This is a genomic window from Ligilactobacillus aviarius subsp. aviarius DSM 20655 (assembly GCF_001436315.1).
Lineage (GTDB): Bacteria > Bacillota > Bacilli > Lactobacillales > Lactobacillaceae > Ligilactobacillus > Ligilactobacillus aviarius.
In genome coordinates this window covers 1-25,594 of sequence record NZ_AYZA01000008.1, presented here as the reverse complement: position 1 = coordinate 25,594, position 25,594 = coordinate 1, and the positions used below count along the sequence as shown (strand labels likewise).

Here is a 25,594-nt window from a genome sequence, read left to right as displayed (position 1 = left end):
AAAGGCGCAAGCCTATTTTTTTATAGATGATATCGATTATTATTTTCCTGGTTGCGGTAGTCTAAAATTTTCAGGTTTGCAGTAATGACTCCGCGATATTTTCCATGCAAGGATAATTGCTGGTCATGAGGATTTAATTTGATTGTCATTTCGTCATCCATAAACATCTTGGTGTAATCCTTATAATAGAAATTTCCTAAAGAAGTGGCTAAATGTTGATTATATTCGTGAAAATCACAGTCTTTGTGGACAATCAAAATTCGAAACGCTTGGTTCAAGGTGCATTCGGTTTTGCCTTCTGCTAAAAAGCCATTGCCGTCACCATAATCAAGCAGGACAATTGAAGTTGGGTCATCAAATAACGGTGCTAACTTTGATGCCGCTTCAGGGGTAAGCGATAATTTCATTGTAAAGACTCCTTTCATTGTTAGTATAACTTACTTTAGGTTAGAAAATAGTTAAAATGCTTTTTGAATAGATACTAGTATAATGATTATATTTTGTTAAACTATGCAAATTTTGATAAGGTAGAAGTAGGACTTAGAGAATCAGGAAGATATTTTAGGATATTTGTTAGGGGGAAACACCTTGCAAGTGAAAGTTTGCAGGGTGTTTTTGTATGCTTTTTGATTGGAAAAAATAAAAAGACAATTTAATAAATCTATTGGAGAAATCTCTCAACTTAAAGTACAATTAAAGTATTAATATTGAAGAGAGTTGTTGGCATTGAGTGGAAAGTTTATTACATTTGAAGGACTTGACGGGTCAGGGAAAACAACCGTCATTCGAAATGTAATTAAAGCCTTTGAACAGTCGCCGGACGCTGACCGCTTTATGTACAGTCGCGAGCCCGGCGGTAATCGGATTGCGGAGGCAATTCGGAAGATTATTTTGAGCGAAGAATATGCCGAAATGGATGCCCGGACAGAAGCATTATTGTTTGCTGCAGCCCGGCGGCAACATCTGGTTGAAAATGTTTTGCCAGCGTTGAAGGATGGCAAAATTATTATGAGCGACCGTTTTGTAGATAGTTCGCTGGTATATCAGGGAGCCGGACGTGAAATCGGAATGGATGCCGTTGCAAAGATCAACGAGTTTGCGACGAACGGTTTGACACCGGACCTGACACTGTATTTTGAAATTGACCCGGAAGTCGGGTTAAATCGAATTCAAAATAATCGGCAAGATGAAGTCAACCGGCTGGATAAAGATCAGCTTGATTTTTACCGCCGGGTCCATCAGGGATACTTGAAACTTGCTCAGGATAATCCGCAACGCATAAAGGTTATTGATGCCAGTCAGTCAATTGAGAAGGTAACTGACGATGTGCTTGCAATTTTGAAGCAGTTTTTAAAGGTTAAGGAGCACGAATGAAATTAGTAATCGCAATTGTTCAGGATAAAGATAGCGATCAATTAAGCAACCAGTTCATCGAGCATGACGTGCGGGCGACGAAGCTTGCATCGAGCGGCAGCTTTTTGCGATCCGGAAACTCAACTTTTTTGATTGGAATTGATGATCAGCGGGTCGATGAGGTGCTCGAAATTATAAAGCATGTCTCGAAGAAACGGCGGAAGTTTATTACCCCGCCGGTTGGAGTCGACACCCATGTTGAAGGGGTGCGGAATAATTATCCGCGCCAAGTCAGCATTGGCGGTGCAACGGTTTTTGTCCTCGATGTTGCTCAATTTGAACAGTATTGATTTGATGGAGGAATCATGGAGCAGGAGATCACAGCAATTCAACCACAATTAACGCAGCATTTTGCGAAATTGATAAATGAAAATCGCCTTGCACACGCGTATTTATTAAGCGGAGCATCCGGAACAGGCAAGCTTAGTCTTGCGGTTTGGATCGCACAGGGAATTTTCTGTAATCAGCGGAATGCGGATGGAACGCCGTGTTTAAAATGCTCGGAATGCCGACGGATTGCTGCGAATGAACATCCTGACGTGGTGCGAATCATTCCTGAAGGACGGTCGATTAAGGTTGATCAAGTCCGGTACTTAAAATCGGAATTTTCTAAAAGCGGGCTGGAAGGTAACCGGAAAGTTTTCATCATTCAAGACGTTGAAAAGATGACGACCAGTGCAGCCAATAGCTTGCTGAAATTCATCGAAGAACCCAATGGCAGCATTACGGCGTTTCTCCTTTCAAGTCATGCCAATCAGATTTTGCCGACGATCGTTTCGCGGTGCCAGGTTGTTGAAATGGCGAGCTTAAACCGGGAAACTCAATTAAAAAAGCTCATGGATGCTGGAGTTGATAAGGTGGTTGGATCTGTTTTGGTGAACTTAAATGCTGATTTTGATGAACTGGTCGCGTTAGGGACCGATGAACAGTTTCAGAAATTGCTTACCGAAGTTGTGAATTGGATGAAGGCAATTTTAGCGGATGACTGGCGGGCATTTGTCTATGTTCAAACCCGGTTGATGCCGTTAGTTGATGAACGGCCTGCTCAGGAACGTCTTTTGGAATTGATGGTCATGATCTGTCGGGATTTGATTTTATTGCGGTATCATCAGGACGATGAAGTTGCATTTATCACCGAAAAGCAGATGCTTGCTCAGGCAGCTGAACAAATCCCAGCTTCCCAGCTGACCAAGGGCGTTGAATTGGTGATGAATTGCTGGAACCAACTGGCAGTTAACGTTTCATATCAAAATGTATTAGAAGGATTAACATTGCGGTTATGCCGCTGCTACCACAAAAGATAGGATATGATAGGAATGGATAAAGGAGAATTATACGATAGTTTTGAAACAATGGAAGCTCAAGCAAATGAAATGGCAGCGACCCTTTCATTGATGCGGAATCAAATGACGCAGATCATTGAAAAGAACAACCAGCTTGAAGTTGAAAATACGCATTTGCGCGAGCGGCTTGCTGAACTTGAAAATAATAAGAAAATAAAGAAAAACAGCGGTCTTTCCCGGTCGCGGCAAAACTTGGAAAACCTTTATCATGAAGGATTCCATGTATGTACCCAATATTTTGGTTCGCGCCGGACAGATGATGAATGTATTTTTTGCCAGGATATAATTTACGGAGAAAAGTGGAGAGAAATCGATGGCGATTCAAAAGGTAAGTAGTTTTCAAAATGTCGATCCGCAAGTTGGAGCGCTGTATTTAGTTCCAACGCCGATCGGAAATTTAAACGATATGACTCCCCGGGCGGTTGAAACGTTAAAGCAGGCAGATTATATTGCTGCCGAAGATACACGGAATACTCAAAAATTATTAAATCACTTTGATATCCACACAAAGCAGATCAGTTTTCACAAGTTTAATACTCAGGAACGCATTCCTGAATTGATTGCAATGTTGAAAGATGGTAAAAGTATTGCTCAAGTCAGTGATGCGGGGATGCCGTCGATCAGTGATCCGGGACATGAATTGGTTGAAGCATGCGCGGCCGAAGGAATCCGGGTGATTGCGCTTCCCGGGCCCAGTGCGTCATTGACAGCTTTGATCGCCTCTGGTCTTGTTCCCCAACCATTCTTGTTCTATGGCTTTTTACCACGGAAGAAGACGGAACAGGTAGCGACTCTTGAAAAGTTGAATTCGCAAACGGTAACGATGATTTTCTATGAAGCCCCGCACCGCTTGAATAAAACGTTGAAAAACTTGATGGCCGTTTTTGGCGAAGAGCGGAAAATTGTTTTGTGCCGGGAACTGACAAAACGGTATGAAGAGTATTTACGCGGAACACTTACCGATGCGGTTGAATGGAGCGGGCAGGAAGAAGTTCGCGGCGAGTTTGTCTTGATCGTTGAAGGCAACGCACATCCGGAAGAAACTCAACCGGAAAAGGTTAGCGGGTCACTGAAAGATCAGGTTCAACAATTGATCGATGATCATCAAATGAAACCGAATGCCGCTATTAAACAAATTGCAAAGAACAATCACTTAAAGAAACAGGACGTTTATAACGAGTATCATGGGCTGAATTAAAAGTTAGTTTTAAGGAGTGGGCACTGTGCCAGGAAAAAAGTATACCGAAGAACATAAAGTTGTTTATTTTGAAACCAATGTGACTGGGCGGTTGAATATTGGAAATTTGGTCGACCTGTGCATGTTGGTTTCAACTGATCAAAGTTCGAATCTTGGAATCTCAACCGAAAAGCTTGATTCAATGGGATATGGATGGATCGTAAGCCAGAATATTATTGATGTCAAACGGCTTCCAGTCGATCATGAAAAGGTTAAGATCACGACCCAGGCTGAATCATATAACCGGTATTTCTGCTACCGGGACTTTATGATGGAAGATGAACAGGGTGAAGAGATTGTTAAGATGCATACTGTCTTTTGCTTAATGGATAAGGAAAAGCGGAAAATTGCCCGAATTAAAGATGAAATCGTTGGTCCGTATGAAGGCGATTATACGACGAAGGTTGAACGCTTAGCAGTTCCACCGGTTTTGAAACCGGAAGAAGCGGAGATCACGAAGAAGTATCGTGTCCGCTTTATGGACATCGACAGCAACCAGCACGTGAATAACATTCACTACTTTGATTGGATGCTTGATACATTACCGGAAGAATTTTTGCGGACGCACGAAGTTAAACAGTTTAACATCGTTTATAAAAATGAAGTTCGGTCTGGCGAAGTCGTTGATAGTTTGACGCACTTTGATGAAGAACGGTTGGAATCGATCCATGAAATTCGGGTCGGAGATAAGGTCAGCTGTACCGCAAAGGTTGAATGGCAAGAATTGAAGTAGGCTGTGAAGGTTGTTATTCTTCATGTATGTGGTATTATGTTTATGATTTTAATTAATAAGGACGAAAAAAATGAAAATATTAGCAATTGATACGTCAAACCAGCCGCTAAGCGTAGCGGTTTTAGATGACGATCATCTTTTGGCAACCAAGACGATGAATATTTCACGCAATCACAGTACAACGTTAATGCCGGTCGTGGCTGAATTACTGGAAGACAGTCACTTAGATGTTGAAGACATCGATCGGTTTGTCGTTGCTGAAGGCCCTGGATCATATACAGGACTTCGAATCGGAGTAACAACGGCGAAAGTTTTAGCTTCGACCCTTAACAAGGAACTTGTTGGGGTTTCAAGTTTAAAGACCGTTGCAGTCAATATTGCCCCGGAGACAGACCGGGTGATTGTTCCATACTTTGATGCCCGGAACTTAAATGTGTTTGCGGGGGCATACCAATGGAAAGATGGTCAATTAGTTAGTGTGATTGAAGATCAGCATATCAGTTTTAAGAACCTACTTGCTCAACTTCAAGATTTACACCAGCCAATCATGTTTGTTGGTCCGCAAAAGGACGAGTTTGCTGAAATGAGTGCTCAGGTTTTAGGCGCTCAAGCAACGTTTGCATCAGCTGACTTTCAACTTCCGCAAGCTGCAGTTTTAGGCAGATTGGGAAGAACAATGGATCCGGTTGATATTGATTTCTTTGTTCCTCAATATCGGCGGTTAACTCAAGCTGAATTACAATGGATGGAAAAACACCCTGAGGAGAAGGATCGGCATGCCAACTATATTGAAAAAGTTTAAAGAGAAATTTGAACATTTGCTTTCGCCAGGAGCAGATGATAAGAAAATTGACTTTGAAAATCAAACCGTAACCCTTGATGATCAGGATTACCTTTTTTGTCGGGCAGTCGTTTCATCAATTCCGGAAATGTTGTCGGTTGAACGGGCGGTTTATAACGGGAAAACGCCAATTAACTACGCCGTGTTTGAAAAGCAGATCCAAGATGTTGCTAACCAGCTTGTGTTGTTAGTGCGGTTTGAAGACCGCGTGGTTGCATATGTTGCCTGCAATTATGCGCATGGCGAAGCGCGGATTACGGATATTGCAATCGTTCCGCGGTTTCAGCGCCGTGGAATTGCAACTAAGATGTTGAAGTTTGTGATTGCTGAAGCACAGAAATTGCGCTGCCGGCGGGTATCACTCGATGTTCGTCAAAGCAATCTCCAAGGTCAAAAGTTTTATGGCGATTTAGGATTTAAGAAAGAACGCATTAAGCATCATTATTTTAGCGACAATGATGAAAATGCATATGAATATGGATATTTACTTAAAGGTGAGAAGTAATCGTGGAAAAGCGGAATTTAATTTTATCATTTGAATCGAGTTGTGATGAGACCAGTGTTGCGGTAATTGAAAATGGCTGTAAAGTACTGGCCAATATTGTTGCAACTCAAATTAAAAGTCATCAACGGTTTGGCGGCGTGGTTCCTGAAGTTGCCAGCCGGCACCACATCGAGATTATTACAACTTGCATTAAAGATGCCCTTGAAGAAGCGGGGGTAACCTATGATGATTTGGATGCCGTTGCGGTAACATACGGTCCGGGACTTGTGGGATCACTCTTGATTGGGGTAATGGCAGCCAAAGCCGTTGCGTTTGCTCATCATTTACCATTGATTCCGGTTAACCATATGGCAGGTCATATTTATGCAGCCCGGTTTGTTGACGAAATTAAGTTTCCGGCCTTGGCATTATTGGTTTCTGGCGGACATACGGAACTGGTTTATTTGCCACGGGAAAATGAGTTCCAAATCATTGGTGAAACCCGGGACGATGCCGCCGGTGAAGCCTTTGATAAGGTCGGCCGGGTTCTTGGAATCAATTATCCTGCCGGCAAGGAAATTGATGAGTTAGCTCATCAAGGAAAAGATACATTCCATTTTCCGCGGGCAATGGAAAAGGAAGACAACTTTGATTTCAGTTTTAGCGGATTAAAGAGTGCCTTTATCAATACGGTTCATCACGCTGAACAAGTTGGCGAAACGCTGGATAAAGCCGATTTAGCTTGCAGTTTTGAAGCCAGTGTTGTTGATGTTTTAGCTGCCAAGACTGTTCATGCGTTAAAGAAGTTCCCGGTTAAACAATTGATCCTTGCAGGCGGAGTTGCTGCCAACCAAGGCTTACGGGAACGGCTTGATCAAGAATTAAAGGCCTTTCCAGATGTCCAATTATTAAAAGCGCCACTTAAATTATGCGGGGATAACGCCGCAATGATCGGAGCTGCCGGATACGTTGGATACAAGCATAGTGTCCGGGCCGGCCTTGATTTGAATGCTGATCCAAGTTTGGAATTTGACTGGATCAATGAATAGAATAAATAAGTAAGAGAGCCATATCTGACGGTGATGTTTTGTTAAACATTTGCTCGCAAAGGATATGGTTTTCTTTTTAGAAAAGAGATTACGATGAAGAAGAGTTCAAAATTTTTATTTTTCGGATTGATCATGATGGGGCTGATTTTGCGGGTTCCATTCACGTCAATTCCACCAATTTTAACGGACATTGCCCGCGGGCTGCATATTAGTGTCAGTTCGTTGGGAATTTTAACAACGATTCCGTTGCTGATGTTTGCAATTTTTTCGCCGATTGCGCCGCGGATTGCCCAGAAATTCGGAATTGCCCGAACATTTGCCGGGGTGTTGATCTTATTGATGATCGGATCGTTACTTCGAATCGTGAATGTTCCGTTCCTGTTTATCGGAACCGCGTTGATTGGAATCGGCATCGCAATGCTAAATGTTTTGATGCCGTCAGCGGTAATGACGTATTTTCCAAATAAGATCGGCAAACTGACAGCGATTTACACGACCGTGATGACCTGTGCCACCGCGTTAATGTCGGCATTGGCAGTTCCGATTACCCAACATAGCTCATGGCAAATGGTCATTATTGTATTGACCGTTTTGTTAGCAATTACGTTCGTAATTTGGTTACCGAATATTAAACGTGAAAAGCAAGTTCAAGTCCATTCTTCGACGGATGAGCAAAAACAAACCAAGCACCGCGAATCAGCATGGCGGACCCCGAAAGCTTGGATCATGCTTGTATTTAGCGGTTTGCAGTCTTTGTTATTTTATACTGGGTTAACGTGGCTGCCAACAATGGCAACGGAAGCCGGACTTTCGCAAACCCTTGCCGGAAACTTGTCAGGAATTTATTCATTAATTGGAATTCCGCTTGCACTCGTTTTACCGGCAATTGTTGAAGCCATTTCGCTGCGCAAACGCCAGTTGTTGATGGGATTCTTTGATGCTCTGGGAATCATTGGAATCGTGATGCTTTTCTGGCAACAATCATCCTTTACATATTGGTTAATTGTCAGTTTATTGATCGGGTGTGCTGCTGGAGCCCTATTCCCATACTTGATGACGACGTTTTCATTAAAGGCAACCACTCCGGAACACAGTGCGGAATTATCCGGAATGAGCCAATCAGGCGGTTATTTGATTGCTTCGGTTGGACCGTTTTTATTTGGGTACGGTCATACACTATTCCATTCGTGGACGTTTGTAACGGCATGCTTCTTGGGATTGATTGTTATCATGACGATTGCCAACCTTTTATTGGAACGCGAAGAAAAAATTTATTAAAAAAATCAGTGACTTTTGTGAAGTCACTGATTTTTTAGTCTTCAAATTCATCAAGTTCGAGTAATTTTTCTTCCCACTCATCTTCAGCAGCTGAAAGGTCAGTTGTTACCTTTTCAAGTTGTTTTTGCAGCTCCTGCATTTTGGCAACGTCACTAAAGACTTCCGGATCAGTCATTTGCTGTTCGATTGCTGTTTTCTGATCTTCAAGGTCGGCAACTTGATTTTCAAGTTTATCAACTGTTCGGCGGAGCTTCCGTTCTTGTTTTTGCCGTTCCTTGCTTTGCTTATAGTTTTGCATTCCGGAGGACGGTTGCTTCGGTTGTTCGGCTGAAGCGGGGGTTTCCTTTGCAGCCGCTGCTTGGGCAAGCATTTCTTGTTCCTGTTTCTTTTCAACGTAGTAGTCATAATTTCCAAGATAAAGGGTGCTGCCTTCTGGACTAATTTCAATCACTTCGGTGGCAACTTTATTAATAAAGTACCGGTCGTGTGAAACAAACAGCACCGTTCCGTTGAAATTTAATAATGCCTTTTCTAAAACTTCTTTACTTTCGATGTCTAAGTGGTTCGTCGGTTCATCAAGAATCAAGAAATTATCGTGCCGCATAGCGAGCTTTGTCAGCATCAAGCGGGCCTTTTCCCCTCCGGAAAGGCTATGAACCATCTTTTGAACGGCGTCACCTTGGAAAAGAAAACTTCCTAAGATTGAACGAATATCTTTTTCCGGAGTTGTCGGGTGTTCATCCCAAATTTCATTTAAAACCGTCTTATTTTCATGAAGGTTTTGCTGTTCCTGATCATAGTATCCAGGATGGACGTTGGTGCCGAACCGGGCGCTGCCTTTAATAAATGGAATTTGCCCTAAAATACTCTTCAGAAGGGTTGATTTTCCAATTCCGTTTGGCCCGACAATGGCAAGCACCTTGTGTTTCCGCAGCTCAAAGTTGATTGGTTCAGCAAGAATTTGCTGGTCATAACCAATGGCGCCGTCTTCAACTTGAAGAACGATGTCGCCGCTTTCCTGATCACTCGTGAATTCAAAGTGGGGACCTTTTTCATATCCCTCGGGGCGTTCAAGCCGGTCGATCTTATCAAGTTGCTTGCGTTTGCTTTGAGCCCGTTTAGTTGTTGAAGCCCGGACAATATTTTTATTAACAAAGTCTTTAAGGTGGCTGATTTCGGCTTGCTGTTTTTCATACGCTTTCCATTGAGCTTTTAGCCGGGCATCTTTTTCTTTAATATATTGGCTGTAATTGCCGGTATAGTGACTTGACTTATGATGGCTGATTTCGTAGACCTCGTTGACGATCCGGTCTAAAAAGTACCGGTCGTGCGAAACGATCAGCAATGCGCCCGTATAATTTTGGATGTAACCTTCAAGCCAGGTAAGGGTGTCAATGTCCAAATGGTTTGTTGGTTCGTCCAAGATCAAGAGGTCGCGTTTTTCAAGCAAGAGTTTGGCAAGGGCCAACCGGGTCTTTTGACCACCGGAAAGTGAACTGACAGGACGGTCAAAGTCGGAATCTTCAAAGCCTAATCCGTGTAAAACAGCTTTAATTTCATTTTCATAGCCATAGCCGTTTTGTTCTTTAAAGTCGTGCATCAGCTGATCATAATTTTTCAAAAGCTGCTGGTAAGCTGCTGATTCCGAATCGGCATTCGGGTCCGCAATTTGACTTTCAAGCTGATGGATCTGGTTTTCCATTTCAATTAATGGTTGGAAAACACTTTCCATTTCATCATAAATTTTTTGATTAGATTCTAAACCGGTATTCTGGGCAAGATAGCCGATTGAAAGGCCCTTTTTCTTTACGATTTGGCCTTCACTTGGCTCCTGTTCACCGATAATCATTTTGATCAGGGTTGATTTTCCAGCACCATTCCGGCCGACAAGGGCGATCCGGGAGTGGTCCTGAATATCAAGGTTAACGTCTTCGAATAAAACATCCGCTCCAAAGTGGCGTGCGACGTGTTGTGCTTGAAGAAGGAGCAAAATGTCACCTGCTTTCTAAAAAGTCCTGTTTCCTATTTTATCACGTCAAATTCTTTTTAGTGAATTCCCCATAAAAGAAGGGTAATTAAATTTAATCCCGCGTGGGCGATCATTGATGCCCGAATATCGTGTGCTTTATAATAGATGAATTCAAAAATACATCCCATAACAAAATACGTGAGAAAATGACCATCATGGTGGGCAATCACAAAGAGAAAACTTGAAATGATTGCGGCGATCCATGGCTTAAAATAGTAAGTTAAGTTTCCAAAGAAAATTTTTCTGAAAATCAGTTCTTCAACAATGGGGGTCGCAATCACGATATCAAGCAGATAAATTGGCGAATGATGAAAAACGGTGATTAGGGCATTCGTATTTTGCGAAATCAGTGATTGATGAAAAAGAACGTGGGCAAGCGTTAGGGTTGCTGCCTGACCTAAAATGACCAGCAACGCACCGCTTAATCCCCATAAAATAGTCTTTTTAAGGTTGGATTGCTTTTCTTCAATGATATTTTGATAACTGTATTTTTGGTTCAGTTTCCAAATAATTAATGCTCCCAGCAAACCGATCACGGTTAAAACGGGGTAAAGCATCTGCGTTCCCCAGCAAAGTTTTTGCGCAAGCATTTGGGCAATCATTAGGGCTAAGTAGCTAATCAAAATTGAGAGTGAATTCTTCTCAATTGCCATGAGTTCAACTTCTTTCGTTATTGTGAATTTACTTGTATTGTAGCATGTTTCAGCCATCATCAAAAATTAAATTAGCACTCTCGATGTTCGAGTGATAAAAAATCCTTGCTTTTTAGAAACAAAGCGTATATAGTAATAGTTGTAATCAGTTAGCACTTAGAGCTATCGAGTGCTAAAAAATGGAGGGATTTATTGTGCTTAAACCATTAGGAGACCGTGTAGTCTTAAAAGTTGAAAAAGAAAAAGAAGAAACCGTTGGCGGAATTGTTTTAGCAAGCAATGCTAAGGAAAAGCCACAAACCGGAAAAGTAATCGCAGTTGGCGATGGTAAGATGTTAGATAACGGTCAAAAGGCTGTTCCTAGTGTAAAAGTTGACGATAAAGTCTTATTTGATAAATATGCAGGTACTGAAGTTAAGTACGATGGTGAAGATTATTTAATTGTCCGTGATAGCGACATCATGGCAATCGTAGACTAATTAAATTTACTTAGAGGTGATATTTTATGGCAAAAGAAATTAAGTTTTCAGAAGATGCACGTGCAAAGATGCTTGCAGGTGTTGATAAATTAGCTAACACAGTTAAATCAACAATTGGTCCTAAAGGCCGCAACGTTGTTTTGGAACAATCATATGGTGCTCCAACAATTACCAATGATGGGGTTACAATTGCCAAGGCAATCGAATTAGAAGACCACTTTGAAAACATGGGTGCTAAGTTAGTTGCTGAAGTTGCTTCAAAGACAAATGATATTGCCGGTGACGGAACAACAACTGCAACGGTATTGACCCAAGCAATCGTAAACGAAGGAATGAAGAACGTTACTGCTGGAGCTAACCCTGTTGGAATCCGGAAAGGAATCGAAAAGGCAACGAAGACGGCCGTTGATTCATTACACAAGATGTCACACAAGGTTGAATCAAAGAGTGATATCCAACAAATCGCTTCAATTTCAGCTGCCAATGAAGAAGTCGGCAAGTTTATTGCTGATGCGATGGAAAAGGTTGGTAACGATGGGGTAATCACCGTTGAAGAATCAAAGGGAATTGATACTTCATTAGACGTTGTTGAAGGAATGCAATTCGATCGCGGTTACTTATCACAATACATGGTAACTGATGAAGACAAGATGGAAGCTGACTTAGACAATCCATACATCTTGATCACTGACAAGAAGATTTCAAACATTCAAGAAGTCTTACCATTGTTACAATCAGTTGTTCAACAAGGTCGTCCATTATTGATCATCGCTGACGACGTTGATGGTGAAGCATTACCAACTCTTGTATTGAACAAGATTCGGGGAACATTCAATGTTGTTGCCGTTAAGGCTCCTGGATTTGGTGATCGCCGGAAAGAAATGCTTCAAGATATCGCTATTTTGACAGGCGGGACCGTAATCACAGATGACCTTGGCTTACAATTGAAAGACACAACGATCGATCAATTAGGTTCAGCTGCAAAGGTAACTGTTACAAAGGAAAACACAACAATTGTTGAAGGTTCAGGCGACAAGGACAAGATCGAAGAACGGGTTGCCCAAATCAAGAAGCAAATTGCTGAAACAACATCTGACTTTGATAAAGAAAAGATGCAAGAACGGTTAGCTAAATTAGCTGGCGGAGTTGCTGTAATCAAGGTTGGTGCCGCAACTGAAACTGAATTGAAAGAACAAAAGTACCGGATTGAAGATGCCTTGAACGCTACTCGTGCAGCCGTTGAAGAAGGCTTCGTTCCTGGTGGTGGAACAGCATTAGTAAATACCATCAAGGATGTTGCTGCATTGAAAGAAGAAGGTGACGTTCAAACTGGAATCAACATTGTAAAACGTGCTTTGGAAGAACCAGTTCGTCAAATCGCTGAAAACGCAGGTCTTGAAGGTTCTGTAATTGTTGAAAAACTTAAAGAACAAAAAGACGGTATTGGTTACAACGCAGCCGCAGACAAGTGGGAAGACATGGTTGAAGCCGGAATCGTAGACCCAACTAAAGTTACCCGTTCAGCTCTTCAAAATGCCGCATCCGTATCAGCATTGTTATTAACAACTGAAGCAGTTGTTGCTGACAAGCCAGAAGAAAAGAAGGATGCTCCTCAACAAGATGCCGGCATGGGCGGTATGATGTAAAATCTGATAATTTGAAATAAAAACAGTGTGATTGAAAAATCACACTGTTTTTTTGTTTATTTAGATAAGTTTCTTAATTTGTAATAAATCATCAATTTCATAAGTTGGCTGGGCCGATGATGAATTTTCAAGGTGTTGCGGATTGAACCATACCGTGTCGATGTTGGCATTATTACCGCCTTGAATATCAGATGTAAGTGAATCGCCGATCATCAATGTTCGGCGAGCATCAAAGTTTTCAAGATGATCTTCGATATAATTGTAAAATTCAATGTTGGGTTTATTGACGCCGATTTCTTGGGAAACGAAAACTTGATCAAAGTAATTCATAATTTCGGCTTCCTTAAGGCGTTTGTATTGGGTTTGCGGAACGCCATTGGTGGCAACTTCAAGCCGAATTGCTGGATCCTGCTCAAGCAGTTGAAGAAGTTCGGTAGCATGCGGCATTAAATCGTGACCGTCGCTTAGGTAATTAATGTACCGGTCATTTAAATTTAAGTCCGTTACATCGCGGTTGAAGTTTTCCTTAAAGAAGACGTTGAAACGGGTGGCAAGGAGTTCTTCACGGGTAATTTCATTGCGTTCCAGTTTTCGCCAAAGACTTTGATTATAAGCTGAATATTTTTGATGAAGGTCAGCGGTCAATTCAATTCCGACAAAATCAAAAAGACGTTTTAAAGCCTGGCTTTCGTCAGCTTCAAAATCAAGTAATGTATTGTCAATGTCAAAAAGCAAGGTATCATATTGCATAAAAATTCCTTCTTTCTCTTCCATGTATCGTATCATATTGAACTTTAAACGTGAATTTAATTTGAAAATTAAGGTGTGATTTTCAATATTCATCCCCCTTGGCAGGTTAATTATGATATGATATCAGGTAGTATCGTGTCGAATTGATGATACGGATAACAGAAAGAGGACATCCTATGTATAAAATTTTTGCGTCGATTTTCGCAACAATTTTAATTTCTGCATTGCTTGTTCCGGTGGTACGGCAGCTTGCATTTCGCGTGGGCGCGGTTGATAAGCCGAATGCGCGCCGGGTAAATAAGAAAACAATGCCGACGATGGGTGGCTTAGCAATTTTTATTGCATTTAACTTTACAAACTTTGTTTTATTGCATGGCCAATACCCAATGCGGATGATGATTGCGCTGTTTATTGCGCAGTGCATTGTATTGATTACAGGAATTATTGATGACATTTATGAATTAAAACCATTTCAAAAATTGATTGGATTAACAACGGCGGCCCTGGTCGTTTACTATGTTGCCCATATCCGAATGACAACGTTGACGATTCCATTTGCCGGAACGGTCAAGCTCGGATTGCTGAGCTTGCCGATCACGTTGATTTGGATCTTGGCAATTACAAACGCGATCAACCTGATCGACGGGCTTGATGGATTGGCAACGGGGATTGCGATCATTGCCCTCACAACCAGTGCACTGACCGGGTATTTCTTTTTAAACGTTACGAATACGTTTATTTCGTTGATGATTGCAACGCTGGTGGCTGCGCTGATTGGTTTTTTACCATATAACTTTCACCCCGCAACGATTTATCTTGGGGATACCGGATCGTTATTTATCGGCTTTATGATTTCGGTGTTTGCGTTGTTTGGATTAAAGAACGCAACGTTTATTTCGATCATTATCCCGGTAATTATTTTGGGAGTTCCAATCACAGATACGGTTTTTGCGATTATTCGACGGGCATTAAATAAGAAACCGATTATGAAACCTGATAAGCACCACTTGCATCACCGGTTGATGCAAATGGGATTATCACACCGGCAAACAGTGCTGGTGATTTATGGAATCGCATTGATTTTCTCGTTTATTTCATTGCTTTACCCAATCTCAAATATTTTTGGTTCACTGTTGCTGACGATCGCAACGCTGCTTGGACTTGAAATTTTTGTTGAGTTGATTGGATTAGTTGGCGGCAATCACCAACCGCTTTTGAATTTGATCAAACGCATCGTATTAAAATCAAGCGAACATAAAAACGGTAAGGAATAGAGAAGGTGTGACAAAACATTAAAAACGAGCGTGGTGGAAGCAGAAAAGCGAACGAATCGCGAAGCATAGATTCGAAGATTTTCGAATTTTCCACATAGCTCGTTTGTTTTGGAACCCGATTATGCGGATATAGCAACGAGGCTGCGACTTATGTCACAACCTCGTTTTTTTATTTTTCAACTAGTTGATCAGCATAACTTTCTTTGCCGATGGTAAATGATAATTGAACGCCGAGAAAGTTTTGAAGGGCTTCTTCAAAATGGTCGATTTCGGCATGTGGAAGCAGAACAGTCAGGGTAATTTTTTCCGTATAATCAGTTGAAGCAAGGTGAACATCATGTTGTTCTAAGTAATATTTAACCTTTTCAAAGCGCGAATATTCAACCTGAAACTGAACCTCATTCATTCCGATGCGCTCAACGATTCCGATTTGGCGAATCGCTTCGGCCGTTGTGCCGTTATATGCCCTGATCAATCCGCCGGTTCCTAATTTAATTCCGCCAAAGTAACGGGTGACGACTGCGACCACGTTATGCAAATGATTTTGTTTGAGCGCGTTTAAAATGGGAACGCCGGCAGTCCCGGAAGGCTCGCCGTTATCACTTGCACGTTGAATCTGATCGTTTAATCCGACCATAAACGCAAAGCAATTATGGCGAGCTTTGTTATGCTGATTTGAAATTTGATCGATAAAGGCAAGGGCTTCTTTTTCTGATTGACAGCGGGCAATTGAGCAGATGAATTCCGATTTTTTAATAATCTGCGAAAAATTCCCTGACTGGCGAATCGTGCGATAATTTTCTTTCATGATTGCTCCAAAATGATAAACAATTGCGTAGTTATTAGTGGAGGGATGAAAATGGAGATTTCCCAATTATACGGTCGCCAAGTAACGGACCGTCAACTAACGCCTGATGACATTATACAATTAAATTTAATCGGTGAGAATGCGCTTTTAAAATCTGGATCTGAAGTATGTTGTCAACGTTGTTTAGGACGCACACCGTTGAAGGAGGCAATGTTGCCCAACGGTGATTATTATTGTCGCAACTGTATTCAATTTGGACGGTTAACGAATCGCAATAAACTTTATCGGATTAAGGAGCCGAACCAGTTTGACATTCCAGCTGAAATTTTAACGTGGAAAGGGACGCTTTCGCCATTTCAAGCGCAATGCGCGCAGCAACTGATTGAAAAGGCTGCACACCGACAGAATCATTTGGTTTGGGCAGTTACCGGGGCGGGGAAAACGGAAATGTTGTTTCCGATGTTGACGGAAAGTATTCGGCAGGGGAAAAGAATTGCGCTTGCCTCGCCGCGAATCGATGTTTGCAATGAATTATTTCCGCGAATCCAAGCAGCGTTTGCAAACGTTGATTGTTTGCTGCTTCACGGGCAGGCAAATCAATATTTTTATTCGCAGCTGACGGTGTGTACGACCCACCAGTTAATGAAGTTTTATCATGCATTTGATGTTTTAGTCATCGATGAAGTCGATTCGTTTCCATACGTAAATAATTTAAGCCTTGCAGCCGGGGCAAAGAATGCGTGTAAGGAAAACGGTGTAATGCTTTATTTAACGGCGACGCCAGACGAAAATTCGATGAAAATGATTCGAAAACGTCAGCTGACCCTTGACTACCTGCCATTACGGTTTCATCAGCATCAGCTTCCTGAAGTTAAGTTTATGGTCGAACGTCAAATGGAACGGCAGGTCGAGCACCAAAAGCTGTCATCTAAGCTTTGGAAAATCATTCTCAAATGGGTTGCGCAACAAACGCCGTTTTTAATTTTTGTCCCCCGGGTGAAACTTCTTGCGCCGCTTTATGAAGCAATCCAAAAAGTTGTCCCTTCAACGGTAACCGGGGACACAGTCCATGCCAATGATCCGCAGCGTCTCGAAAAGGTGCAGCGGTTGCGGGATGGAGAATATCGGTATTTAGTAACGACGACGATTTTAGAGCGGGGCGTGACGTTTAAAAATTTGGATTTAATGGTCTGGGATGCCAATGATTCGAATTTTTCACGGTCATCGTTGGTTCAAATTGCTGGCCGGGTCGGACGTAGTCGGGAGCGGCCAACCGGAGATGTATATTTTGTAATCAGATATTATTCTTTAAAGGTTCAGCAAGCTGCAAGGCAAATAAAAAGTTTAAACCGAAAGGCGGCTAAATTACTCCATGAATCGTAAATGTTTATTATGTAAGCGTGACTTAGATTATTCATTAAGCCTTGCGTGGATTTTTTCACCAGATCCTTTTAAAGAAAAATTTATTTGCGATGATTGTCAAAGCCGTTTCCAGCGAATTGACGGTCCAACTTGTATGGGATGCGGACGGATGTGTGCTTCACAATATTGTGCTGATTGTATGCGGTGGCAAAAAATGGGGAAATCGTTGTTGGATAATCAGGCATTATATTGTTATCACAATGAAGCAATGCGGGACTATTTTGAACAGTACAAATTTGCGGGCGATTATTATTTACGAAAGGTTTTTCAAGCCGAATTTCAGCAGTTTATTCAGCAAAAATATCCGCAGCGCAAATGGAAGTACTGTATTATTCCGGTTGATCAGCAAACCATGGTTAGTGAGCGGGGATTTAACCAGGTAAAAGGATTGACTGCGAGTTTGAAAACGGAACAGTGGCTGGTGATGGATGACGATCGGCATCGGGTCAAACAATCGCATAAAAATCGGGCAGAACGAATGCAAACACAACAGCCGTTTATTTTGAAATCACCGGCAAAAGTCAAAAATCAATTTGTAGTATTGATCGATGATATTTACACGACGGGCCGCACCCTTTATCATGCGCAAGATCTTTTACTAAAAGCCGGCGCGGCCGAGATTCGGTCAGTTACCCTTGCACGTTAAGATTTATTTAAATTAATGCAATTGATTGTTAATTAAAGCGTTTTCGGATATAATAAAAGTGAAGAGATGAGAGGTCTCTTTTGAGTAGTGATACTCAGTTGTGAAAGGAGAAATTATTATGTTAAAGGTTAACGTTCGCGGGGAAAATATTGAAGTAACATCGGCAATTCGGGACTATATCGAAAAGAAAGTTTCCAAATTAGAAAAGTATTTGGATCAAAATATCAATGCAACGGCGCATGTTAATTTAAAGACATATCCAGATAAGACGGCGAAGGTGGAAGTTACAATTCCGCTTCCATACTTGGTATTGCGTGCAGAAGAAACATCAACTGACATGTATGGCAGCATTGATTTGGTTACCGATAAATTGATCCGTCAAATTCGGAAACACAAGACAAAGGTGAACCGTAAGTCACGTGAAAAGGGCTTTGACCATGCAGACTTCGTTAACGACGTTGAAGGCGAAGCTGATGAAAAGAAAATTGAAATCGTAAGAACAAAGAACATTGCCGTTAAACCAATGGACAGCGAAGAAGCAGTTTTGCAAATGGAAATGCTTGGGCATAACTTCTTTATTTACAAAGATGCTGAAAATGACGACATTAACATTGTTTACCGGCGGCGTGATGGTCGGTACGGTTTGATTGATATTAATGAAGAATAATTAATTAAAAACTAAATCGAAATTGCGGTAAAGTGGGCATTACCGTGGGAGAGGCTGCGCTAGGTTAGTGCGGCCTCTTTTCGATGTTAACGGCAAAATAACTAAATTTTTTAATTAAATTTTTCATAAAAGGGAAGAAACGCTTCTTTAGCGGTTTGAAAAGCCGTTGAAAAATGATATTATTAGACTTGGTGTATTTTTCAATTAACCAAATGAAAACTTTAGAAGGGAATCAGATATGGTTAATATTCTTAAAAAATGGGTTGAAAGTGATAAACGCGAAATTAAACGCTTAAATAAAATTGCAAATAAGGTTGAAAGTTATGCTGATCAAATGGCAAAGCTTTCAGATGAAGAATTAAAAGCTCAAACACCGAAATTTAAAGAAAGATATCAAAACGGCGAAACATTAGATGATTTGCTTCCAGAAGCATTTGCCGTTGCTCGTGAAGGTGCTAAGCGTGTCTTGGGCTTATACCCGTACCACGTTCAAATTTTAGGTGGAATCGTTCTTCATGAAGGTAACATTGCTGAAATGAAAACTGGTGAAGGGAAAACCTTGACGGCTACCATGCCGGTTTACTTGAACGCCCTTTCAGGGAAAGGGGTTCACGTTGTTACGGTTAACGAATACCTTTCAGAACGTGATGCAACTGAAATGGGTGAATTATATAAGTGGCTTGGATTAACGGTTGGATTAAACGTTTCAAGCAAGTCACCAGAAGAAAAACGGGAAGCATACAATGCGGACATCACATATTCAACAAACAGTGAACTTGGATTCGACTATTTGCGGGATAACATGGTTGTTTATAAAGAAGATATGGTTCAACGGCCATTGAACTACGTAATCGTCGACGAAGTAGACTCGATTTTGATCGATGAAGCGCGGACTCCATTGATCATTTCTGGTCAAGCAACGGGCTCAACTTCATTGTATGTTCGGACAGACCGGTTTGCGAAGACATTGACTGAAGACGAAGATTACAACATTGATCTTGAATCAAAGACCGTTTCATTGACTGAAGAAGGGATTCAAAAAGCTGAAAAGTACTTTGGATTGACAAACTTGTTCGATCCAGACAACACGGCATTGAACCACCACTTGGACAATGCCTTGCGGGCAAACTACATTATGTTGCGGGATAAAGACTATGTTGTTCAAAAGGGTGAAGTTTTGATCGTTGATCAATTTACCGGACGTGTAATGGATGGTCGGCGTTATTCAGATGGATTGCACCAAGCAATTGAAGCCAAGGAACACGTTGAAATCCAAGAAGAAACGAAGACCATGGCCAACATCACGTACCAGAACTTCTTCCGGATGTACAGCAAGTTAGCTGGAATGACTGGGACAGCAAAGACTGAAGAAGAAGAATTCCGTGAAATCTACAACATGCAAGTTATTACGATTCCAACCAACAAACCGGTTATTCGGGATGACCGTCCAGACTTGTTGTACCCAACATTGAAGAGCAAGTTCAATGCGGTTGCTGATGACATTGAACGGCGTCACAAAGCTGGTCAACCAGTCTTAGTCGGAACGGTTGCGGTTGAAACGTCTGAATATCTTTCACAATTGCTTGATAAACGCGGTATTCCGCACGCTGTTTTGAATGCGAAGAACCACGCTAAGGAAGCGGAAATTGTTGCGAATGCTGGTCAACGCGGCGCAGTTACGATTGCGACGAACATGGCTGGTCGTGGGACTGATATTAAGTTAGGACCTGGAGTGCGTGACTTAGGCGGTCTTGCTGTTATCGGAACTGAACGGCACGAATCACGGCGAATCGATAACCAGTTGCGGGGACGTTCAGGTCGTCAAGGTGATCCAGGATTGTCACAATTCTATCTTTCACTTGAAGATGACTTGATGCTCCGGTTCGGTTCAGAAAAGATCAAGGATTTGCTTGAAAGCATGAAGGTTGCCGATGACGAAGCAGTTATCCAATCAAAGATGATCACCAAGCAAGTTGAATCTGCTCAAAAGCGGGTTGAAGGGAACAACTACGATACCCGGAAGCAAGTTCTTCAATACGATGATGTTATGCGGGCTCAACGGGAAGTCATTTACAAGCAGCGTCAAGAAGTCATTCTTGAAGATAAGAGTTTGAAAGACGTTATTATGCCAATGATTCGCCGGACGGTTAAACACGCCGTTGAAGTTCGGACTCAAGGTGATAAGTCTGAATGGGATTTAGATGGCTTAGTTGAATTTGCAGAAGCTAACATGGTTAAGGAAGGCAGCATCACGGTCAATGATTTTGCCGGCAAGACTCCGGAAGAAATCCAAGACTACTTGATGGACCTTGCAGAAGAAAACTATCAAGGCAAAGCAAAACAACTGAACGATCCCGCTCAAATGCTTGAATTCGAAAAGGTTGTTATCTTGCGGGTCGTTGATGACCACTGGACAAACCACATTGATGAAATGGACCAATTACGGCAATCAATCGGATTGCGGGGATATGGTCAATTGAATCCGTTAGTTGAATACCAAGCAGATGGTTACGAAATGTTTGAACGGATGGTTGCTGATATTGAAGCGGACGTTACAAAATTGTTCTTGAAAGCTGAAATTCGGCAAAACATTCGGCGGTAATTAATTAATATCTAAGAGGATGCAATTGCGGTTGCATCCTCTTTTTTGATCTCTTTTTTGATATTGGTATAGTCCTATACCAATAATTGATTTTATGTTTGACATTTAATCAAAACATGGATATATTATTAATTGCATTGATTAATATCATTTTAAATTAATCTATACCAATTATAAAAATCTTAAATTGATAAACAGGAAGAGGATAACATTATGTGTGGAATTGTCGGTGAAGTCGGAAACGACAACGCAGTTGAATTATTGATTCACGGATTAAAGAAATTGGAATATCGGGGATACGATTCAGCCGGAATTTACGTTAATGATGAAAAAGGAAAAGATTATTTAATCAAAACGAAGGGTCGCATCTCAGAACTTGAAAAGAAGATCGGCGACGACGTTCACGGAACAATTGGGGTTGCTCATACACGGTGGGCAACGCACGGAATTCCGAGTGAAGCCAATGCCCACCCGCATGTTTCAGAAGATGGTCGGTTTTACCTTGTTCACAATGGGGTAATTACAAACTTTAAGGAATTGAAAGAAGAATATCTTCAAGGGGTTAAATTTGCTGGCGAAACAGATTCTGAAGTGATCGTTCAATTAGTCGGTCATTTTGCGAAGGAAGGAATGTCAACCCTTGAAGCATTCAAGAAGACGATCAGCGTTTTAGATGATGGTTCAACTTACGGGATTTTGATGATCGACCGTGAAAATCCAGAAACCTTATATATCGCAAAGAAGAAGAGTCCATTATTGATTGGGGTTTGTGACGGCTTCAACGTTGTCTGCTCAGACGCAATGGCAATGTTAAACGTTACGCATGATTTCATTGAATTACATGACGGCGAAATCGTTGAATTAACTGCAGATGAAATTAAGATTCAAGATGCTAACGGCCAACCGGTTGAACGGAAGACCTTCCACGTTGATGAAGATGCAAGTGCTTCAGAAAAGGGTGCTTACGAACACTTCATGTTGAAGGAAATTGATGAACAACCGGCAGTAATGCACAAGTTAATTCAAGAATATACGAATGAAGACGGCTCAATGAAAATCGATCAAGATTTGATCAATGCGATCGAAGATGCGGATCGGCTTTACATTGTGGCTGCTGGAACAAGCTACCATGCTGGCTTGGTTGGTCATGAATTGTTTGAAAAATTCGCCAAGATTCCAACTGAAGTGCATGTTGCTTCTGAATTTGCTTATAACCAACCATTGTTATCAAAGAAGCCATTCTTCATCTTCTTGACTCAAAGTGGTGAAACCGCAGATAGTCACCAAGTATTAACCCAGGTTAATGAAGCTGGTTATCCAAGTTTAACGATTACTAACGTTGCGAACTCAACGCTATCACGGGAAGCAACGTATACCTTGTTATTGTATGCGGGCCCAGAAATTGCGGTTGCTTCAACCAAAGCATACACGGCTCAGATTGCAGTTGAAGCTTTACTAGCAAAGGCTCTTGGAGTCGACATGGGATACCAAGAAGCAAAAGGCTTTGATGTGCGGAAGGAATTGTCAATTGTTGCGAACGGAATGCAAGAATTGGTCGACGAAAAGCACGATATTGAAAAGCTTGCTCAAAAGTACCTTGCAAAGGCACGGAATGCATTTTACATTGGCCGGGCAATCGACTACGATACGGCAATTGAAGCAGCATTGAAGTTGAAAGAAGTTTCATATATTCAAACTGAAGGATTTGCTGCCGGAGAATTGAAACACGGAACAATTGCTTTGATCGAAGAAGGAACACCGGTAATTTCAATTATCACCGATCATGCAATTGCATCGCACACACGGAGCAACGAAGAAGAAGTTGTTGCCCGGGGTGCAAACGTGATTTCGATTGTTTCAAAGGATTTAGCAAAGGATACTGATCAAATCGTATTGCCAACGGTTCACCCGTTATTAACATCATTGGTCGCAATTATTCCAGCTCAATTACTTGCTTACTATGCAAGTGAACAACGCGGATATGATGTTGATAAACCACGGAACCTTGCAAAGAGTGTAACGGTTGAATAGTAAAAAAACATCATTGGCATTTTCGCCAATGATGTTTTTTATTGCTTTCGTTTACTTGATGATGGAATCCCAAGCTGTGAACGGTATTTTGCGACTGTCCGCCGTGAGATTTTGATTTCTTTAGCCGTTAAAAGATTGACGATTTTTTGATCAGAAAGCGGATGGTGCGGATCTTCGTTTGCAACTAAGTTTTGAATCATTCGTTGAACCGAATCGGTACTCAATTCTTGATCAGCCGCATAGCGGGCAGCGGTTGTAAAGAAGGATTTCAGTTCATACGTTCCAAAGTCAGTTTTCAGATATTTCCCGTTAACAGCCCGGCTGATAGTCGATTCATGAAGCTGAAGCTGATGAGCAATGTCACGTAAGAGTAACGGCTTGAGCGGATGCGTGGAATCCGTAAAGAATTTTTGCTGGCGGGCAATAATTGCTTGCCCCACCATCAAAATTGTTTTTTCACGCTGATTGATCTGGCTGTCGAGCTGGTCATATTCCCGCTTTTTCTGGTTAACAAAGGACTGAACGGTAGGATCATCTGACTGGTTCATTTCCTCAAAATATTCCTGATTGAATGTTAATTGCGGCAGTGCATGCTTGGTGAGTGTAACTGCAGGAATCCCGCCATTTACCGTAACTTTCAGGTCAGGATAGATGTATTCGGTGTTGGGATGCTGGTACCCTAAACCGGGAGCGGGTGAAAGGGTCTGAACGTATTGCAAAATGGCAACCGCATCATCTTCGGTAATCGAATATTTAGTTGCAATCTGATTCCAATTTTTATTTACGAGCTGTTCAAAGTCGTTTTGCAAAATTGGAACTGCGAGTTGGGGCGCATCAGGATCAAGTTCAGCTTGAAGCAAAAGGCATTCTTGCAGGTTGCGGGCCCCGATTCCGGGCGGATCAAGCTGATGTAAGAGAGTAAGCGCATCAGCAACTAATGTCGGATCAAATTTTCGGTCGTGGGTCATTTGATCAACATCAAGTTTCAAATAACCGTTATCATCTAGATTTTCAATAAAGTAGATCACCAATGTCCGGATCGGGGTATTGCGCATCGTAAGATGAACCTGGTCAAGCAGGTAATCATCGAGCGATGGTTGCCGGTTGGAAATCAAGTTAGTGAAATCAACCGTCTCAGAATTTTGCGGATGCGAATCATGAACTTCGATAAATGGATTTTCGAGTTCACGTTGCTTGATCAGTTTTGTAAGTTCTTCGTTAGTCGATTTTAAAATCTTGATCGATTGCTGCATTTGCTGCGTCATTGCAAGCTTTTGCAGTTGTTTTTGTTTCAAATTTTGTGAAATTTCCATTTTTTCCTCACAGATTGAAAATAGGTGTTGCAATTTTATAGTGAATAGGTTAGTATAATAAAGTAATGCGCCGATAGTGTAATGGATCGCACACAAGATTCCGGTTCTTGTAATCTGGGTTCGACTCCCAGTTGGCGCATTCATCAAGAGGTTCAAGGTTGAACCTCTTTTTTTGTACTTATAAAAATAAAAGATTATTAGCAACATAGTCTATTCAAATTTTTTATACGCATAAGTATTGTACACGCTTTACTAAGAGAATAAAACCCTTGAGCGAAAACGTTTTACTGGGATAATAAATATTTAGTCTCTTATAAGATGAATATGCTTGCATACGTTTATTTTTACTGATATAATTCAAAAGTGTTGAGGGTTATTAAGGATTCTTAATTTCCTTTAAGTATAAATTTACCTTTTAGGAGGAATATTAATATGACTACAAAAGTAGGTATTAATGGTTTTGGTCGTATCGGCCGTTTAGCATTCCGTCGGATTGCTGAAGTTTCAGATGACTTGGAAATCGTTGCTATCAACGATTTAACATCACCAGCTATGTTGGCTCACTTATTGAAGTACGACACAGCTCATGGTCAATTTGATGCAGAAGTTTCTGCAACAGATCACTCACTTATCGTTAACGGTAAGGAAATCCCTGTATACGCAGAAGCAGACGCAACAAACATTCCTTGGGTTAAGAACGATGGTGTTGAATTAGTACTTGAATCAACAGGTTTCTACACATCAGAAGAAAAGGCATCAGCTCACTTAAAGGCTGGCGCAAAGAAGGTTCTTGTATCAGCACCAGCTGGTGACATGCCAACAGTTGTATACGGCGTAAATGATGACATCATCACACCAGATGCAGACATCATCTCAGCTGCTTCATGTACAACAAA

25 protein-coding genes and 1 tRNA gene are annotated in these 25,594 nt (G+C 41.5%); 20 read left to right on the top strand and 6 right to left on the bottom strand.

What is annotated here, in order from left to right; translation table 11 throughout:
- Window positions 1-20: 20 nt before the first annotated feature.
- Window positions 21-407, bottom strand: coding sequence for an iron-sulfur cluster biosynthesis family protein (locus tag FC33_RS01020; RefSeq protein ID WP_057826769.1), 387 nt, complete (start codon window positions 405-407; stop codon window positions 21-23).
- Window positions 408-726: 319 nt separating this feature from the next.
- Here FC33_RS01020 and tmk point away from each other — a divergent pair, with 319 nt between their 5' ends.
- The 10 genes from tmk to FC33_RS00970 all read left to right on the top strand — a co-directional run bounded on the left by tmk (window position 727) and on the right by FC33_RS00970 (window position 8,378).
- Window positions 727-1,374: a dTMP kinase gene (tmk, locus tag FC33_RS01015; RefSeq protein WP_057826813.1), complete on the top strand. Its 648-nt coding sequence runs from the start codon at window positions 727-729 to the stop codon at window positions 1,372-1,374.
- The gene (locus tag FC33_RS01010) at window positions 1,371-1,703 is read left to right on the top strand and encodes a cyclic-di-AMP receptor (protein ID WP_057826768.1); all 333 of its coding nucleotides are present in this window, start codon (window positions 1,371-1,373) and stop codon (window positions 1,701-1,703) included. Before tmk ends, FC33_RS01010 begins: the two co-directional genes overlap by 4 nt.
- A gap of 15 nt (window positions 1,704-1,718) precedes the next feature.
- On the top strand, window positions 1,719-2,717 hold the full coding sequence (holB, locus tag FC33_RS01005) for a DNA polymerase III subunit delta' (protein WP_057826767.1): 999 nt from the start codon (window positions 1,719-1,721) through the stop codon (window positions 2,715-2,717).
- A gap of 12 nt (window positions 2,718-2,729) precedes the next feature.
- The gene (locus FC33_RS01000; protein ID WP_057826766.1) at window positions 2,730-3,092 is read left to right on the top strand and encodes an initiation-control protein YabA; all 363 of its coding nucleotides are present in this window, start codon (window positions 2,730-2,732) and stop codon (window positions 3,090-3,092) included.
- Window positions 3,070-3,954, top strand: coding sequence for a 16S rRNA (cytidine(1402)-2'-O)-methyltransferase (gene rsmI, locus FC33_RS00995; RefSeq protein ID WP_057826765.1), 885 nt, complete (start codon window positions 3,070-3,072; stop codon window positions 3,952-3,954). Before FC33_RS01000 ends, rsmI begins: the two co-directional genes overlap by 23 nt.
- 25 nt (window positions 3,955-3,979) lie before the next feature.
- Window positions 3,980-4,726: an acyl-[acyl-carrier-protein] thioesterase gene (locus FC33_RS00990; protein WP_057826764.1), complete on the top strand. Its 747-nt coding sequence runs from the start codon at window positions 3,980-3,982 to the stop codon at window positions 4,724-4,726.
- 70 nt (window positions 4,727-4,796) lie between these two features.
- On the top strand, window positions 4,797-5,528 hold the full coding sequence (gene tsaB, locus FC33_RS00985) for a tRNA (adenosine(37)-N6)-threonylcarbamoyltransferase complex dimerization subunit type 1 TsaB (protein WP_057826763.1): 732 nt from the start codon (window positions 4,797-4,799) through the stop codon (window positions 5,526-5,528).
- Window positions 5,503-6,072 carry a ribosomal protein S18-alanine N-acetyltransferase gene (gene rimI / locus FC33_RS00980; protein ID WP_057826762.1) on the top strand — a complete coding sequence of 190 codons (570 nt, stop codon included), beginning with the start codon at window positions 5,503-5,505 and terminating at the stop codon, window positions 6,070-6,072. The genes tsaB and rimI overlap by 26 nt, the downstream gene beginning before the upstream one ends.
- A gap of 2 nt (window positions 6,073-6,074) precedes the next feature.
- The gene (tsaD, locus tag FC33_RS00975; RefSeq protein ID WP_373863518.1) at window positions 6,075-7,100 is read left to right on the top strand and encodes a tRNA (adenosine(37)-N6)-threonylcarbamoyltransferase complex transferase subunit TsaD; all 1,026 of its coding nucleotides are present in this window, start codon (window positions 6,075-6,077) and stop codon (window positions 7,098-7,100) included.
- Between the two features lie 93 nt (window positions 7,101-7,193).
- Window positions 7,194-8,378 carry a CynX/NimT family MFS transporter gene (locus FC33_RS00970; protein ID WP_057826760.1) on the top strand — a complete coding sequence of 395 codons (1,185 nt, stop codon included), beginning with the start codon at window positions 7,194-7,196 and terminating at the stop codon, window positions 8,376-8,378.
- A 34-nt stretch (window positions 8,379-8,412) separates the two neighbouring features.
- On the opposite strand, the gene FC33_RS00965 is transcribed toward FC33_RS00970, so the two are convergent.
- Together FC33_RS00965 and FC33_RS00960 are read right to left on the bottom strand one after the other, a co-directional pair.
- Entirely contained in the window at window positions 8,413-10,368 is a 1,956-nt protein-coding gene (locus FC33_RS00965; RefSeq protein WP_057826759.1) for an ABC-F family ATP-binding cassette domain-containing protein, read from the bottom strand.
- Between the two features lie 56 nt (window positions 10,369-10,424).
- Window positions 10,425-11,060 carry a CPBP family intramembrane glutamic endopeptidase gene (locus tag FC33_RS00960; RefSeq protein WP_057826758.1) on the bottom strand — a complete coding sequence of 212 codons (636 nt, stop codon included), beginning with the start codon at window positions 11,058-11,060 and terminating at the stop codon, window positions 10,425-10,427.
- 194 nt (window positions 11,061-11,254) lie between these two features.
- Here FC33_RS00960 and groES point away from each other — a divergent pair, with 194 nt between their 5' ends.
- Together groES and groL are read left to right on the top strand one after the other, a co-directional pair.
- Window positions 11,255-11,539: a co-chaperone GroES gene (gene groES / locus FC33_RS00955; protein WP_057826757.1), complete on the top strand. Its 285-nt coding sequence runs from the start codon at window positions 11,255-11,257 to the stop codon at window positions 11,537-11,539.
- Window positions 11,540-11,565: 26 nt separating this feature from the next.
- Window positions 11,566-13,185 (top strand): chaperonin GroEL, encoded by a 1,620-nt coding sequence (gene groL / locus FC33_RS00950; protein ID WP_057826756.1) that lies wholly within the window; start codon window positions 11,566-11,568, stop codon window positions 13,183-13,185.
- Window positions 13,186-13,245: 60 nt separating this feature from the next.
- On the opposite strand, the gene FC33_RS00945 is transcribed toward groL, so the two are convergent.
- A complete protein-coding gene (locus FC33_RS00945; RefSeq protein WP_057826755.1) occupies window positions 13,246-13,935 on the bottom strand; it encodes a YjjG family noncanonical pyrimidine nucleotidase in 690 nt (229 codons plus the stop codon).
- Between the two features lie 176 nt (window positions 13,936-14,111).
- Between FC33_RS00945 and FC33_RS00940 the strand changes: the two genes are divergently transcribed.
- Window positions 14,112-15,209: a glycosyltransferase family 4 protein gene (locus tag FC33_RS00940; RefSeq protein WP_057826754.1), complete on the top strand. Its 1,098-nt coding sequence runs from the start codon at window positions 14,112-14,114 to the stop codon at window positions 15,207-15,209.
- A gap of 169 nt (window positions 15,210-15,378) precedes the next feature.
- Here the strand turns inward: FC33_RS00940 and FC33_RS00935 are convergent, their stop codons facing one another.
- Entirely contained in the window at window positions 15,379-16,017 is a 639-nt protein-coding gene (locus tag FC33_RS00935; RefSeq protein WP_057826753.1) for a YigZ family protein, read from the bottom strand.
- A gap of 51 nt (window positions 16,018-16,068) precedes the next feature.
- Between FC33_RS00935 and FC33_RS00930 the strand changes: the two genes are divergently transcribed.
- From FC33_RS00930 to glmS, 5 genes are all read left to right on the top strand, one after another.
- Window positions 16,069-17,400, top strand: coding sequence for an ATP-dependent helicase ComFA (locus tag FC33_RS00930; RefSeq protein ID WP_057826752.1), 1,332 nt, complete (start codon window positions 16,069-16,071; stop codon window positions 17,398-17,400).
- On the top strand, window positions 17,390-18,085 hold the full coding sequence (locus FC33_RS00925; RefSeq protein WP_057826751.1) for a ComF family protein: 696 nt from the start codon (window positions 17,390-17,392) through the stop codon (window positions 18,083-18,085). Before FC33_RS00930 ends, FC33_RS00925 begins: the two co-directional genes overlap by 11 nt.
- A 118-nt stretch (window positions 18,086-18,203) precedes the next feature.
- On the top strand, window positions 18,204-18,752 hold the full coding sequence (hpf, locus tag FC33_RS00920) for a ribosome hibernation-promoting factor, HPF/YfiA family (protein ID WP_057826750.1): 549 nt from the start codon (window positions 18,204-18,206) through the stop codon (window positions 18,750-18,752).
- Between the two features lie 238 nt (window positions 18,753-18,990).
- Complete coding sequence (secA, locus tag FC33_RS00915) at window positions 18,991-21,354, top strand: preprotein translocase subunit SecA (RefSeq protein WP_057826749.1); 2,364 nt, start codon at window positions 18,991-18,993, stop codon at window positions 21,352-21,354.
- Window positions 21,355-21,567: 213 nt separating this feature from the next.
- Complete coding sequence (gene glmS, locus FC33_RS00910; RefSeq protein WP_057826748.1) at window positions 21,568-23,385, top strand: glutamine--fructose-6-phosphate transaminase (isomerizing); 1,818 nt, start codon at window positions 21,568-21,570, stop codon at window positions 23,383-23,385.
- Window positions 23,386-23,423: 38 nt separating this feature from the next.
- Here glmS and rpoN read toward each other — a convergent pair whose 3' ends face one another.
- Entirely contained in the window at window positions 23,424-24,698 is a 1,275-nt protein-coding gene (rpoN, locus tag FC33_RS00905; protein WP_057826747.1) for an RNA polymerase factor sigma-54, read from the bottom strand.
- A gap of 67 nt (window positions 24,699-24,765) precedes the next feature.
- Between rpoN and FC33_RS00900 the strand changes: the two genes are divergently transcribed.
- Together FC33_RS00900 and FC33_RS00895 are read left to right on the top strand one after the other, a co-directional pair.
- A tRNA-Arg gene (locus tag FC33_RS00900) sits at window positions 24,766-24,837 on the top strand.
- Window positions 24,838-25,130: 293 nt separating this feature from the next.
- A partial coding sequence (locus FC33_RS00895; protein WP_235803874.1) for a glyceraldehyde 3-phosphate dehydrogenase NAD-binding domain-containing protein occupies window positions 25,131-25,594 on the top strand: 464 nt, incomplete at its 3' end.

Coding starts and splice junctions, on each gene's coding strand:
- FC33_RS00925 (WP_057826751.1), top strand. CDS start 17,390: ATGAATCGTAAATGTTTATTATGTAAGCGTGACTTAGATTATTCATTA.
- FC33_RS00930 (WP_057826752.1), top strand. CDS start 16,069: ATGGAGATTTCCCAATTATACGGTCGCCAAGTAACGGACCGTCAACTA.
- rimI (WP_057826762.1), top strand. CDS start 5,503: ATGCCAACTATATTGAAAAAGTTTAAAGAGAAATTTGAACATTTGCTT.
- FC33_RS00940 (WP_057826754.1), top strand. CDS start 14,112: ATGTATAAAATTTTTGCGTCGATTTTCGCAACAATTTTAATTTCTGCA.
- rpoN (WP_057826747.1), bottom strand. CDS start 24,698: ATGGAAATTTCACAAAATTTGAAACAAAAACAACTGCAAAAGCTTGCA.
- groL (WP_057826756.1), top strand. CDS start 11,566: ATGGCAAAAGAAATTAAGTTTTCAGAAGATGCACGTGCAAAGATGCTT.
- holB (WP_057826767.1), top strand. CDS start 1,719: ATGGAGCAGGAGATCACAGCAATTCAACCACAATTAACGCAGCATTTT.
- glmS (WP_057826748.1), top strand. CDS start 21,568: ATGTGTGGAATTGTCGGTGAAGTCGGAAACGACAACGCAGTTGAATTA.
- tsaB (WP_057826763.1), top strand. CDS start 4,797: ATGAAAATATTAGCAATTGATACGTCAAACCAGCCGCTAAGCGTAGCG.
- FC33_RS00935 (WP_057826753.1), bottom strand. CDS start 16,017: ATGAAAGAAAATTATCGCACGATTCGCCAGTCAGGGAATTTTTCGCAG.
- FC33_RS01020 (WP_057826769.1), bottom strand. CDS start 407: ATGAAATTATCGCTTACCCCTGAAGCGGCATCAAAGTTAGCACCGTTA.
- FC33_RS00970 (WP_057826760.1), top strand. CDS start 7,194: ATGAAGAAGAGTTCAAAATTTTTATTTTTCGGATTGATCATGATGGGG.
- hpf (WP_057826750.1), top strand. CDS start 18,204: ATGTTAAAGGTTAACGTTCGCGGGGAAAATATTGAAGTAACATCGGCA.
- rsmI (WP_057826765.1), top strand. CDS start 3,070: ATGGCGATTCAAAAGGTAAGTAGTTTTCAAAATGTCGATCCGCAAGTT.
- FC33_RS01000 (WP_057826766.1), top strand. CDS start 2,730: ATGGATAAAGGAGAATTATACGATAGTTTTGAAACAATGGAAGCTCAA.
- FC33_RS00960 (WP_057826758.1), bottom strand. CDS start 11,060: ATGGCAATTGAGAAGAATTCACTCTCAATTTTGATTAGCTACTTAGCC.
- secA (WP_057826749.1), top strand. CDS start 18,991: ATGGTTAATATTCTTAAAAAATGGGTTGAAAGTGATAAACGCGAAATT.
- FC33_RS01010 (WP_057826768.1), top strand. CDS start 1,371: ATGAAATTAGTAATCGCAATTGTTCAGGATAAAGATAGCGATCAATTA.
- FC33_RS00945 (WP_057826755.1), bottom strand. CDS start 13,935: ATGCAATATGATACCTTGCTTTTTGACATTGACAATACATTACTTGAT.